The organism is Methylobacterium crusticola (assembly GCF_003574465.1).
In the GTDB taxonomy this organism is placed as follows: Bacteria; Pseudomonadota; Alphaproteobacteria; order Rhizobiales; family Beijerinckiaceae; genus Methylobacterium; species Methylobacterium crusticola.
The window spans coordinates 1-12,874 of the sequence record NZ_QOWC01000085.1 but is presented as its reverse complement, the minus strand read 5'-3'; the positions used below and the strand labels follow the sequence as shown (position 1 = coordinate 12,874).

General features: G+C 74.4%; 9 protein-coding genes and 1 pseudogene. 1 reads left to right on the top strand and 9 read right to left on the bottom strand.

Features of this window, described 5'->3' with window-relative positions; all coding sequences use genetic code 11:
• Nucleotides 1-9: 9 nt before the first annotated feature.
• The 5 genes from hisG to DT057_RS21085 all read right to left on the bottom strand — a co-directional run bounded on the left by hisG (nt 10) and on the right by DT057_RS21085 (nt 6,712).
• Complete coding sequence (gene hisG, locus DT057_RS21105; protein ID WP_128564077.1) at nt 10-999, bottom strand: ATP phosphoribosyltransferase; 990 nt, start codon at nt 997-999, stop codon at nt 10-12.
• Entirely contained in the window at nt 996-2,126 is a 1,131-nt protein-coding gene (locus DT057_RS21100; RefSeq protein ID WP_128564076.1) for an ATP phosphoribosyltransferase regulatory subunit, read from the bottom strand. Before DT057_RS21100 ends, hisG begins: the two co-directional genes overlap by 4 nt.
• Before the next feature lie 373 nt (nt 2,127-2,499).
• The gene (gene hisS / locus DT057_RS21095) at nt 2,500-4,035 is read right to left on the bottom strand and encodes a histidine--tRNA ligase (RefSeq protein WP_128564075.1); all 1,536 of its coding nucleotides are present in this window, start codon (nt 4,033-4,035) and stop codon (nt 2,500-2,502) included.
• A 172-nt stretch (nt 4,036-4,207) separates the two neighbouring features.
• Nucleotides 4,208-5,458: an O-antigen ligase family protein gene (locus DT057_RS21090; RefSeq protein WP_128564074.1), complete on the bottom strand. Its 1,251-nt coding sequence runs from the start codon at nt 5,456-5,458 to the stop codon at nt 4,208-4,210.
• Between the two features lie 240 nt (nt 5,459-5,698).
• Nucleotides 5,699-6,712 (bottom strand): bile acid:sodium symporter family protein, encoded by a 1,014-nt coding sequence (locus DT057_RS21085; RefSeq protein WP_128564073.1) that lies wholly within the window; start codon nt 6,710-6,712, stop codon nt 5,699-5,701.
• A gap of 144 nt (nt 6,713-6,856) precedes the next feature.
• Here DT057_RS21085 and DT057_RS21080 point away from each other — a divergent pair, with 144 nt between their 5' ends.
• Nucleotides 6,857-7,708: a LysR family transcriptional regulator gene (locus tag DT057_RS21080; RefSeq protein WP_128564072.1), complete on the top strand. Its 852-nt coding sequence runs from the start codon at nt 6,857-6,859 to the stop codon at nt 7,706-7,708.
• Between the two features lie 352 nt (nt 7,709-8,060).
• On the opposite strand, the gene DT057_RS21075 is transcribed toward DT057_RS21080, so the two are convergent.
• The 4 genes and pseudogenes from DT057_RS21075 to DT057_RS35555 all read right to left on the bottom strand — a co-directional run.
• On the bottom strand, nt 8,061-8,594 hold the full coding sequence (locus DT057_RS21075; RefSeq protein WP_128564071.1) for an isochorismatase family protein: 534 nt from the start codon (nt 8,592-8,594) through the stop codon (nt 8,061-8,063).
• Nucleotides 8,595-8,714: 120 nt separating this feature from the next.
• Complete coding sequence (locus DT057_RS21070; RefSeq protein WP_128564070.1) at nt 8,715-12,134, bottom strand: acyl-[ACP]--phospholipid O-acyltransferase; 3,420 nt, start codon at nt 12,132-12,134, stop codon at nt 8,715-8,717.
• 142 nt (nt 12,135-12,276) lie between these two features.
• Nucleotides 12,277-12,549 (bottom strand): YiaA/YiaB family inner membrane protein, encoded by a 273-nt coding sequence (locus DT057_RS21065; RefSeq protein WP_128564069.1) that lies wholly within the window; start codon nt 12,547-12,549, stop codon nt 12,277-12,279.
• A 54-nt stretch (nt 12,550-12,603) separates the two neighbouring features.
• Nucleotides 12,604-12,874 (bottom strand): annotated as a pseudogene (locus DT057_RS35555) (hypothetical protein); the annotation flags it as partial.

Sequence of the window (12,874 nt, the reverse complement as noted above, 5' to 3'; positions counted from 1 at the left end):
GGCCGGTCCTCAGATCCGCGCGAGCAGGCGCTCGACCAGCGGGTTCTCGGCCGCGAAGGCGTAGTCGATGCGCCGCACGCTCACCGCCAGGGCCCCGGCCCGCACGAGGGCGTCGGCGAGGTCGAACACCGCGTCGCCGGGGCAGCGCAGCACGATCTCGCCCCGGCCCTCCGGCATCCCGTAGGGCAGTTCCGCCTGGTGCAGGGCCGCCAGGGACGCGAGGTCGATCTCGCCCGCCACGGGCATCCCGGCCCGGACCTCGCGGGTGGTGCGGGCGCGCTCCTCGGCGCTGATCCGGCCGAGCACGGCCTGGACGGCGCCGCGGGCGGTCCCGCCCCAGGGCGCGGCGAGCGAGGCGACGAGGTTCGCCTCCGAGCGCAGGATCACGCCGTCGTCCAGCACCTTCAGGGCGTTGGCCGCGAGCGTCGCGCCCGTGGTGGTGATGTCGACCACGATCTCGGCGCTGCCCGCCGCCGGCGCACCCTCGGTGGCGCCCAGGCTCTCGACGATGCGGTAATCGGCGACGCCGTGCGCGGCGAAGAAGCGGCGGGTCAGGTTGACGTACTTCGTGGCGATGCGCAGGCGCCGGCCGTGGCGCACCCGCATGTCGCTCGCCACCTCGTCGAGGTCGCTCATCGTGCGCACGTCGATCCAGGCCTGCGGCACCGCCACCACGACGGTGGCCTGGCCGAAGCCGAGCGGCGTCAGGAGCTCGACCTGGCCCCCGGCATCGGTGAGCGTCTCGCGGATCAGGTCCTCGCCGGTGACGCCGAGGTGCGCGGCGCCGCTGGCGAGCTGGCCGGCGATCTCGGAGGCCGAGAGGTAGCGCACCTCGACGTCGGCCACGCCCTTGAGCCGCCCGCGGTAGTCGCGGGCGCCGCTGGTCTGGGCGAGGGTGAGGCCGGCGCGGCCGAAGAAGGCGGCGGCGTTCTCCTGGAGGCGGCCCTTGGAGGGCACCGCCAGGACCAGGGGGCCGCCCTGGGCGGGGGTCTCGGTCATCGGCGCGCCTCCAGCCGCTCGAGCCAGAAGGAGCACCCGACGGCGGGCAGCGGCTCGGGGCTGCCGAGGTGCTGGAGCAGGCCGTCGTAGCGGCCCCCGCCGACCACGGGCTTGGCGCCCTCGGCCTCCGCGACCTCGAAGATGAAGCCCGTGTAATAGTCGAGGTTGCGGGCGAAGCTGCCCGCGAAGGTGAAGCGCTCGAGCGGCAGCCCGCGGGCCGCGATGAAGCCGTTGCGCTCCTCGAACAGGGCGAGCGCCGCCTCGAGGCCCGGATCCGCGAGGCCGGCGCCGCGGGTCAGCGCGCGCACCGCACCGGCCGCGGCGTCGGGGTCGCCCGAGAGGGCGAGGTAGGCGTCGATGACCTCGCGGGCCCGTGCGCCGAGGCCCGCCCCGCCCTCGGCGTGGGCCGCCGCCTTGGCGAGGAAGCGCTCGGCGATCTCGCCGGCGCTGCGCCCGCCGACCCGGCTGATGCCCGCGATGGCGAGCACGTCCTCCACGAAGGCCCGCACGCCCTGGGGATCCTGGCCCTGGATGGCGCTGAGGAGGCCCGCATGGGCGGCATCGACCGCGGGCGGGGCCGCGAGCTCGTCGAGCGAGCGCCCGGCCGCCACCGCCCGCAGGGTCCGGCGCTTGGCCGCGGGGGGAACCCGCAGGGCCTCGAGGAGCGCCGTGATCAGCCCCATGTCGCCGAGGCGCACCCGCATGTCGCGTCGCCCGAGGCGCTCCAGCCCGTCGAGGGCGAGGCCGAGGATCTCGGCATCCACCGCCGGCACGTCGGGCCGGCCGATGGACTCGATGCCGGCCTGGTGGAACTCGTCCGCCTCGGAGGCCCGCAGCCGGAACACCGGGCCGAGATAGCTGTACTCGGCGGGCCCGGCCCCCGCGGTGGCGCGGTGGTGGCGCCCGACGGGAATCGTGTATTCCGGCCGCAGGCACAGCTCCGCCCCGGCGCCGTCCTGGGTGATGAAGATGCGCCGGCGGATGTCCTCGCCCGACAGCTCCAGGAAGGGCTCGACCGGCTGCAGCACCGGCGGCTCCACCCGCGCGTAGCCCCGGTCCTCGAACAGCGCGAGGAGATCCTCGTGGGCCGCCGCCGGCCGGGGGGCCGCGGCTCCGTTACCCGTCATTGGTCCATCGATCCATCATGGTGGCGCCCCCGTCCGGCCCCGCGCGCCGGCCCCGCGCGCGGTCCCGGCCGAGGCGGGGCCGGCCCGGCATCCGTCCCGGCCGCACGATCCTCGCGGCGAGGCGGTGCCCGCGTCGCCGCACGACGCTCTAGAGCAATTTCCGACGAAGGAAACCGGTTTGTCGCCGACGACGCGACGAGAGCGGAGGCCGGGAGCGGCGGCCGCCTCGACCGGACCGGGCGGCTCTCAGCCGGTCCGGGGCGGCGCGCCGGGGCGTCCGCGCGGGCGCCCGGGACGGCGCGAGGTCCTGGCGGGACGGCGGCGGGCGCCGCGTCCCGCACCCCGCGCCGGCGCGCCGCGGGAGGGCATCCCGTCAGGCCCCGTCGTGCCGCGCCAGCACCTCGCGCACCCGCGCCACCATCTCGGCGACGGGCACCGAGAACTGGGCCGGCCGGGTGGCCTTCCACTCGGCGTTGCTGGCGATGGCGTCGGCGGCCCTGGCGCCCTCGATCAGGTCCTTGATCTGCACGGTGCCGCTCGCGCGCTCGTCGCTGCCCTGGATCACCACGCAGGGGGCGCCGCGGCGGTCGGCGTACTTCATCTGGGCCTTCATGCCGGAGGCGCCGAGGTAGGGCTCGGCGCGGATGCCGGCCTGGCGCAGGGCCGCCACGAGGGCCTGGTAGGACGCGATCTCCTCGCGGTCGAGCACCAGCACCACCACGGGCCCCCGCGCGGCGGAGCCGGTGACGATCGGGCTGGAGACGAGCTGGAGCGCCGAGAACAGCCGCGAGACGCCGACCGAGAAGCCGGTCGCCGGCACCGGCTCGGCCCGGAAGCGCCCGACGAGGCCGTCGTAGCGGCCCCCGCCCGCCACCGAGCCGAAGCGCACGGTCTGGCCCTCCTCGTTCGTGACCGGGAAGGTCAGCTCCGCCTCGTAGACCGGCCCCGTGTAGTACTCGAGCCCGCGCACCACGGACGGGTCGGCCCGGATCCGGTCGTGGCCGTAGCCCGCCGCCTCGCACAGCCGCATGATCGCGTGCAGCTCGGCGATGCCCTGGCGCCCGGTCTCGGAGCCGCCCACGACGTCGCCCCAGCCGCCGAAGAAGCTCTCCCAGAACGCCAGGCGGTCGCCGCCGTCCGTGGGCGCGGCCTGGAACGAGACGTAGCGCAGGATGCGCTCCACCGCCTCGTCGGGGAGCCCCGCCCCGCGGGTGAAGTCGCCGCTCTCGTCCCGGCGGCCGGCGCCGAGCAGGAGCCGGACCCCGTCGGCGCCGAGGCGGTCGAGCTTGTCGATGGCGCGCAGGACCGTCAGGCGCCGGCCCGCCTCCGCGTCGCCGCCGAGGCCGATCGCCTCCATGGCGCCGTCGAGCACCTTGCGGTTGTTGACCTTCACCACGTAGTCGCCGCGGGCGATGCCGACCCGCTCCAGCGTGTCGGCGGCCATCATGCAGATCTCGGCATCCGCCGCGACGCTGCCCGCCCCCACGATGTCGGCGTCGAACTGCATGAACTGGCGGAAGCGCCCGGGACCCGGCTTCTCGTTGCGGAAGACGTAGCCGGCGCGGTAGCTGCGGTAGGGCTTGGGCAGCGCGTCGAAGTGCTCGGCGACGTAGCGGGCGAGGGGCGCCGTCAGGTCGTAGCGCAGGGACAGCCAGGCCTCGTCCTCGTCCTGGAACGAGAACACGCCCTCGTTGGGGCGGTCGAGGTCGGGCAGGAACTTGCCGAGCGCCTCGGTGTACTCGATGAACGGCGTCTCCACCGCCTCGAAGCCGTAGAGCTCGAAGCTCTCGCGGATCGCCTCCAGCATCCGGTGCGTGGCGGCGATCTCGGCGGGCCCGCGGTCGACGAGGCCGCGCGGCAGGCGGGGCTTGAGGGTGTGGGCCTTCACGGCCTTTCCGGGCTTGGACATCGCGGCTCACAGGGATCGGGTCGGCGCCGGCCGGGGCCCGTCGCGGGCCCCCCGGCCCGCCGCGGGCGCGGGGCCGCTGGGCTCTAGAGCATTTTGCCGCGAAGGGGAAATCGCGAAGGGGAAATCAGGCTCGCGCGGGGCGCGCGCGCCGGCCCCGCGGGCCCGCCCGCGCTCAGGGCGCCTCCTCGGCCTCCCGCCGCGCCCGCCAGTGCACCCGGGCGGCCTCGAGGCCCCAGACCATGCCGAGCATCATGTAGACGTGGCGCCACTTCTCGATGTCGATCTGCACCGCCTGGAGGAAGAACATCAGCAGCGCCGGCACCACGATCTGGGCGTGGCGCCGGTAGGGAGAGGGCGCGAACATCAGCCGCAAACCCACCCGGGCCGACATGCCCACCAGGAACACGAAGGCGACGCCGGCGACCCAGCCGCCGTTCGAGAAGGCGCCGATGTAGGAATTGTGCGGCTCCAGGTTGAAGGTCAGGCGCCAGCGCAGGGGCCCCATGCCGAGGGGGTCCTCCATCAGCATGCCGATGCCGCGGAGCTGGTTGCCGAAGCGCCCGGTCTCGCCCTCGTCGTAATCCTGCGTGACGGCGGCGCGCTTGGCGAAGGTCTCGGCCACGTTGCCGACCGAGAGCAGGCCGACGAGGGCCAGCGCCCCGAGCCCGGCCGTCATCCCGGTCAGCACCACGATGCGCCGGCGCAGCGCCCGCGAGGTGCCGGTGCGGTAGACCGCCGTCACCGTGAGGGCGGTCGCCACCAGCGTGCCGCCCCAGGAGCCGCGGGAGAACGACAGGAAGACCCCGGCGAGCAGGATCACCAGCCCGAGCGTCGCCAGCATCGGGCGCCGGGCGCGGCCGGTGAGCAGGTTGTGCATCAGGTAGAGCGCGCCGAGCGTCAGGTAGGAGCCGAACACGTTCGGGTCCTGGAAGGTGCCGGAGGCGCGCCCGTACTTGCTGAACAGGTCCTCGTTGCCGATCAGCTCCAGGTAGCCGCCGATGCCGAGCAGGCCGCAGAACAGCGTGCTGGCGGTGTAGACCTTGAGGGCGAGCTCGACCCGCCGGTCGGTCTCGTCGGAGAAGAACATCGCGAAGAAGACGCCGGTGATCGCGAGGTAGCCGAGCTGCGCCGTCCAGATCCCCGGCCTGTCCTCGTTGAGGTAGGGCAGCAGCGCCAGCACGGTGGCGCCGACGTAGACCAGCAGCACGAGCAGCAGCGGCACGGCGCCCCGGTACAGCCGGATGCCGAGCATCAGCCAGAGCAGGATCGTCGGGATCGCCACGATGTCGTAGGGCGAGGTGTCCGAGAAGGCGAAGCAGGCAAAGAAGATGAAGCCCGCCATCAGCCACAGGCCGAGCCGGTGCAGCACGCGCCGCAGAGGCACCGCGCCGAGGTCGCGGCGGGGGAGGACGATCGCGCTCATCGGGCAGCCTCCGGGCGGCGCCGGGCCCTTCGACGGCCCGGCGAGGCCGGGAGCCTAGGCGCGGACCGGTGTCCGGCGGCTGAAGCGATACGGTGAACGATCCCTCAACGGGACCGCGCGGGGTTGCCCGAAACCACGCGGCCCCGCCGCGCTGGACTTGCGCGACGGGGCCGCTCGCTGGACCGAGCCGGTACGCAACTTGGCTCCAGGGGAGAATGCCCCCGGGCGGTGAATCCTTCGTCAACGGGACGCGAGATTCAGCGCCGCCGGCCGGGCCGCCCGCGCCTCGGCGGCCGGGCCGGGCCGGGCGGCGTAGCGGCGCGCGAGGGCCGCGCAGGCCAGGATCTGCACCTGGTGGAAGAGCATCAGGGGCAGGACGATGCCGCCGACGTCCTGGCCGGCGAAGATCACGTTGGCCATCGGCACGCCGGAGGCCAGGCTCTTCTTCGAGCCGCAGAACACGATGGTGATCTCGTCCTCCCGCGAGAAGCCGAGGATGCGGCTCGCGGCGGTGGTGATGCCGAGCACGGCGGCGAGCAGCACCACGTCGACGGCCAGCATGGTGGCGAGCGCCGGGAGCGGCGTGCGCGACCACAGGCCGGTGACGACCGCGTGGCTGAAGGCGAGGTAGACCACCAGCAGGATCGAGCCGCGGTCGACCGCGGTGGTCAGGCCCTTGCGGCGGCCAAGCCAGGCGCCGAGGCGGGGCTGGAGCGCCTGGCCCAGCGCGAAGGGCACGAGGAGCTGGAGCATGATCTTGCCCACCGCCTCCCAGTCGAAGCCTGCGCCCTGCGCGTTGAGCAGGAGCGCGACGAGGACCGGGGTGATCACCATGCCGAGGATGTTCGAGGCCGAGGCCGAGCAGATCGCCGCCGGCACGTTGCCGCCCGCCACCGCCGTGAAGGCGATGGAGGACTGCACCGTCGAGGGCAGCACGCACAGGAACAGCACCCCGGCGGCGAGGGCGGGCGTGAGCAGCGTCGGGCTGAGCAGGCCGGCCGCGAGGCCGAGCAGCGGGAACAGCACGAAGGTCGAGGCGAAGACCACGAGGTGCAGGCGCCAGTGCACGAGGCCCGCGAGCGCGGTGCGCCGGTCGATGCGGGCGCCGTGCAGGAAGAACAGGAGCGCGATCGCCGCGTTGGCGACGGTGCCGAGCCACTCGGCCGCCCGGCCGTCGACCGGCACGAGGGTGCCGAGCGCGAGGGTCGCGACGAGCATCAGGGTGAAGGTGTCGGGGCGGAGGCGCGCGAGCATGGGGAACCTGGCGGGGGGCAAGGGGGCGTGGCTCCCACCTAATCCCGCAGCGCAGCGAAGGGTACGGTGCGGCGCGGGATTACAGTTATCGCGAAACGCGATAAGCTGCCGCCCGCTCATGCAGGATACGGGAGCACGGCCCGGATGACCCGCCTGATCGACCCGGTCCTCCTGCGCACCCTGACGGCGGTGGTGCGCAGCCGCAGCTTCAGCCGGGCGGCCGAGCAGCTCGGGCTCGGCCAGTCCACCGTGAGCCAGCACGTCCAGCGCCTGGAGGCGCAGCTCGGCCGACGCCTGGTCGCCCGCGACACCCACTCGGTGGCCCTCACCCCGGAGGGCGAGGCGGTCCTCGGCTTCGCCCGCACGGTGCTCGACGCCCACGAGCGCCTGGAGCGCACGCTCGCGGGCGGGGCGCTGCGCGGCAAGGTGCGCTTCGGCGCCTCGGAGGATTTCGTGCAGAGCCGGCTCTCGGACGTGCTGCGCGACTTCCGCGAGGCCTACCCGTCCGTCGACCTCGAGCTCAGCGTCGCGCTCACCGGCCTGCTCACGGACGCGCTCGGGCGGGGCGAGCTCGACCTCGTGCTCGGCAAGCGCCACGTCGGCGAGACGCAGGGCACGCTGGTGCGGCGCGACCGCCTCGTCTGGGTCGGCCTGCCGACGGCCCTGCCGGAGCGGGGCGAGCCCGTCGCCCTCGCGAGCTTCCCGGCCCCGAGCATCACCCGGGCGATCGCCCTCGCGGCCCTGACGCAGGAGAGCCGCGCCTTCCGGATCACGTGCACCTGCGCCAGCCTGAGCGGGCTGCGGGCGGCGGCCCTCGCAGGCGTCGGCCTGATGGTGCAGCCCCGCAGCCTGATCCCTGACGGTCTCCAGGAGCTCCCGGGCGCCGACCTGCCGCGCCTCGCCGACGTGGAGTTCATCCTGGCGGGGCCGGGGCTGCACCGCGAGCCGAGCCGGGCGCTGGCGCAGGAGATCCTGCACGCCGACATCTGGGATTAGGGCCGGGGCGGGCTCCCCGGGGATGCCGGGACCGTCCGTGGCCGGGGCAGCGAGGGCGCGCTGCCGGACCTCGTCGCCCATCGCGGCGTCGGCTTCGCCCGCAGCCTCGTCGCCCGGGGACGGGTCGACGCGTCCATCCTGGCGGTGCGCCCCGCGGCGCCGGGCAGGGGCCGGCCGCTGTTCTGCGAACTCGCCGCGCCGACGCGCCTCAGGCTGGTGAGCGCGAGGGCTTTTTCGGGGGGGCATGGTGGCGCAGACCTTTCGGCCGGCGTGACGCCCCTCGTGCCCGCCTGCGGCGGGGGGAGCGCCGGCGGCGGGGGGAACGCCGGCGGCGGAGGGGCCCGCTCCGGGGCTACTTCACCAGCCCCATGATCTCCCTGAACCGGGGATGCCCCGCATCCTCGAGCCACTCGAACAGCACCATCTCGGTGGTGACGATCTCGGCCCCGGCCCGCGCCATCCGGCGCAGAGCCGCGGCCTTGCTCGCCGGTGCGCGGGAGCCGACCGCGTCCTCGACCACGTAGGCCCGGCGGCCGGCCCCGATCAGGCCGAGCACGGTCTGGAGCACGCAGACATGCGCCTCGGCGCCCGTCACCACCACCTCCGGGCGCTCGGGCAGGTGCGCGAAGAAGCCCTCGGCCCGGGAGGCGTCGAAGTGGGTCTTCGCCAGCACGGCGTGGCCGCTGCGGTCGAGGTCCGGCACGGTGGGCCCGAGGCCCTTCGGGTTCTGCTCGGTGAGGAGCACCGGCACGGCGAGGAGCCCCGCGGCCCGCATCAGCTTGGCGGTCCGCTCCACCAGGGCGGGCCCGCCGTCGAGGGCCGGCACCAGCCGGCCCTGGAGGTCGATGACGAGGAGGCTGGAATCGTCGCGCGCGAGGGTCGGCATGGCCTTGGGGTCTCCGGGGAGCGGGCCCCGCCGGAGATAGGGCCGCCGGCCCGCGGCATCAGCCCCGGGCCGCCCGCCCTGCCGCCTCGCCCGGTTCCCTCGCGCCGCCTGACAGACCCATTACTCGGCGGCGGCCGGCACGCTGGCGCGCTCGCGCGCCAGCCGGGTCACCTCGGCGAAGTCGACCTTGCCGGAGCCGAGCTGCGGCAGCCGCTCGACCTCCAGGATCTCGGCCGGCACGGTGAGCTCGCTGGCGCCCCGGGAGCGCGCGTGGGCCTGGAAGGCGGCGCGGGTCGCGCCGCGGCCCTCGGTCACCAGCACCAGCCGCTCGCCCTTGCGCGGGTCCGGCACGGCCGCCACCGCCGAGGCCGCCTCGGGCCAGAGCTCGGCCGCCATCGCCTCGACGGCCGCGAGCGAGATCATCTCGCCCCCGACCTTGGCGAAGCGCTTGGCCCGGCCCCGGATGGTGACGAAGCCGGCCTCGTCGATCGTCACGATGTCGCCGGTGTCGTGCCAGCCGCCCGCGGGCGCCTCCAGCACGCCGGGCGCCTCGGCCCGCAGGTAGCCCAGCATCACGTTGGGGCCGCGCACGAACAGCCGCCCGCCCTCCTCCACGCCCGGCACCGGCTCGAGGCGCGCCTCCATGCCGGGCATGATCCGCCCGACGGTGCCGAAGCGGTTGAACATCGGCGTGTTGAGCGCCAGCACCGGCGCCGTCTCGGTGACGCCGTAGCCCTCCAGGATGCGCAGGCCGAACTTCTCCGCGTAGGTCTTGCGGGTCTGGGGCTTCACCGGCTCGGCTCCGGCCAGGATGTAGCGCAGGGAGCGGAAGTCGTAGGGGTGGGCGGCGCGGGCGTAGCCCGTCAGGAAGGTGTCGGTGCCGAACAGGATGGTGGCGTTCGAGCCGTAGACCAGCTCGGGCACGATCCGGTAGTGCAGCGGCGAGGGGTAGAGGTAGACCGGCACGCCGGAGACGAGGGGCAGCACCAGCCCGACGGTGAGCCCGAAGGAGTGGAACACCGGCAGGACGTTGAACACCTTGTCGGTGCGGCCGAAATCGATCCGCGCCTGGGCCTGGGCGGCGTTGGCCAGCATGTTGCGGTTCGACAGCACCACGCCCTTGGGCGTGCCCTCGCTGCCCGAGGTGAACAGGAGCGCGGCCGGGTCGTCGGGGCGCCGCGCCGCGAGCGGCCGGCGCCAGTTGAGCAGGCCGCCGAGCTTGTCGGCGAGGCCGACCGTCGCGCGCACGTCCTCCAGGTAGACGATCCGCAGGCTCCCGCCGAGGGCCGCCACCAGCGCGTCGAGCCGGCCCTTCTCCACGAATGAGCGCGCCGTGACGATCGTGTCGATCTCGGCGGCCCGGCAGGCGTTGAGGATGTTGGCGGCGCCGGCCGTGAAGTTGATCATCGCCGGCACCCGCCCGGCGGACATGAGGCCGAGCACCGTCACGGCGGCGCCGTTGGCGTTCGGCAGCATCACGCCGAGGGCCCGGCCCTGGGGCGCGAGGGGGCGCAGCTTGCCCCCGAGCACCCGCGCGCCGACGAGGAGGCGGTGGTAGGTGAGCCGGCCCGCCACCGGGTCCTCGACCGCGACCCGGCGGGCGCCCTCGCGCTCGGCCGCCTCGACGACGGCGCGGAAGACGGTCCGGTCGATCGGGGCGGTGCGGAAGACGAGGTCCGACATGATGCCGTAGAGCGCCGCCCCGGCGGCCTGCCGGCGCGCCTTGCCCTTGAGGGCGGGATCGACCGCGAGCCGCACGGGCTCCAGCACCGTCACGGTGATCTTCGGCCACCAGCGCCGGCGCACCTGGGCCCGCGACAGGCGCGAGAACAGCGTCTGCTCCGGGCCGTCGATCTTGACCGGCACCACGAGGGCGCCGGACTTGTCGGCGATGAGCCCGGCCCCGTCGTAGACCTTCATCAGGCTGCCGGTCACGGTGAGCCGGCCCTCGGGGAAGATGATCAGCGTCTCGCCGGCCTTGACGGCGTTGATCAGGCGGCGCGTCGCCATGGGCTTCGTGGGATCGAGCGGCAGGGCCTTCGTCAGCCACAGGAAGGGCTTCACCCACCAGCGCTGCGCGATGCCGTGGTCGATCGCGAAGGTCGGCTCGGATTCCGTGAGCGAGAGCGCCAGCCCCCCGTCCAGGAAGCTGACGTGGTTGAGGGCCAGGATCGCGTTGGGGCCGGCCTTCTCGATGTTCTCGAGGCCCCGCACCTCGAGCCGGTAGAAGGCCCGGAACAGGATCGACAGGAAGTCCCGGAAGGCGTTGGTCGGCAGCACCGCCAGGATCGCCGCGCCGGCCGCGAGGTTCGCGAGCGCCACGATCAGGAACTGGCCGGCCGCGGAGAGGCCCGCGCTCTGGAGCGCCGCGAGGCCGGCCGCGCCGAGCACGATCAGGCCGGCCGAGAGCACGTTCGAGGCCGCGATCACCCGGGCCCGGCGCTCCTTGGGCGTCCAGGCCTGGAGGGCCGCGAAGGAGGGCACGATGAACAGGCCGGCGCTGGCGGCCAGGAGCACGAAGTCGAGGGCGACGTGCAGGCCCCGGAGGCTGGAGAGGAAGTCGAGGGCCCCGACGGGGGCGGCCGGCAGCGTCGTCGCGGCCGCCACGCGGGCGAGGTCGAGGGAGATCACGCCCATCGCCAGCGCGGCGAACGGCGTCGGCAGCAGCACGATGCGCCCGGCGCAGAGCCAGGAGGCGAGGCCGGAGCCCAGCGCCACGCCGACCGAGAACATGGCGAGGAGCACGGTCACGACGGTCTCGTCGCCCCCGAAGGTGCCCTTCACCAGAGCCGGCAGCAGCGCCAGCACCACCGCGCCGACGAGCCAGAACCAGCTCGTGATCAGCCCGGTGCGCCACAGCCGGGTGTCGGCGTAGAGGTCGCGCATCAGGGCGCCGGTGGAGCGCAGCACGTTGGGGTCGACCCGCAGCGTCGGATCGGCCTCGCCGGTGCGGGGGATCAGGAGGCTCGCGAGCCAGCACAGGACCGCGAAGCCCATGACGAGGACCCCGAAGGCGCTGCTGCCGCCGTGGGTGACGGCGAGCCCCCCCGCGATGGTGCCGACGAGGATGGCGAGGAAGGTCGCCGCCTCGATGAGCGCGTTGCCGGCCGGCAGCTCCGCCCGGGCGAGGTGGTCGGGCAGGATGCCGTACTTGATCGGCCCGAACAGCGCCGCGATGGTGCCGAACAGCACCAGCGCGGCGAACAGGATCCCCACCGAGGCGAGCCAGAACCCCAGCACCGCCACGGCCGCGGCCAGGATCTCGGCCGCCTTCAGGCGCCGGGCGAGCCAGGCCTTGTCGTGCCGGTCGGCGAGTTCGCCCCCAAGGCCGGAGAGGAAGAAGAACGGCGCGATGAAGGCCGCGCCCGCGAGCGTCACCAGGGCCGCCGAGCCGCCGTCCGCCCCGGCGCCGGCGCGGCCGGCCCCGAACATGATCAGGAACACGAGGGCGTTCTTGAGGAAATTGTCGTTGAAGGCGGAGAAGAACTGGCACCAGAACAGCGGCGCGAAGCGCCGGGTGGCCATCAGCGATCCGGACATGATCGAGACCCTTCGTGGGTGACGGGCGGGGCCCTTGCGCGTGAACCGGCGCCGTGGGCGAGGCGGCGCCCACGACGTCTTAGCGTGTTTTGGCATGATCTGCGGCGATCCGATGTCCGGCCGCCGCCGGCGTCGCGCCGGCTCACTCCTTGCCCATCTCCATGAGCAGGCGCTCGGCCCGGGCATCCTCGATGCGGTTGACCAAGCGCTTGCCCTCGTGGACGTCCCGCATCGTCTTGACCATCGTGACGCAGGACTGGACCAGCATCACCACCCCCATGGCGAGGTAGCTCTTGATCCAGAAGTCGAGGGGCGTGAACAGGATGCCGGCCGCCACCATGGTGGCGGAGCCGATGAAGGAGGCGTACGTGAAGGCCACCCAGGCGGAGGTGTGCTGCGGGGTCTGCGGGTTCATGGGATCGGGTGTCCGTGCGCGGGGTGAGGGGTGAGGGGTGCGGGCGTTCATGGCTCAGGCGGCGCCCTGCGGCGCGGGACCCTGGGGCGCGGAATCCCGGGGCGCGGGCGTCTCGGGCCCGGGACCGCGCGGCGGGTTCGCCCGGGCCCGCAGGCGCTCCATCACGGCGCCGGCGCTCGGGCGGGTGCGGCGGCCGAAGCCCGCGGCCTCGAGGCGGTCGGCCACCGCGTCGTGGCCGCCCTCCGCGAGGGCCGCCAGCGCCTCGCACGAGGCCGCCTCGGCGGCCTGGATCTCGCGGAGCCGGCGCAGGGTCGCCTGCGCCTCC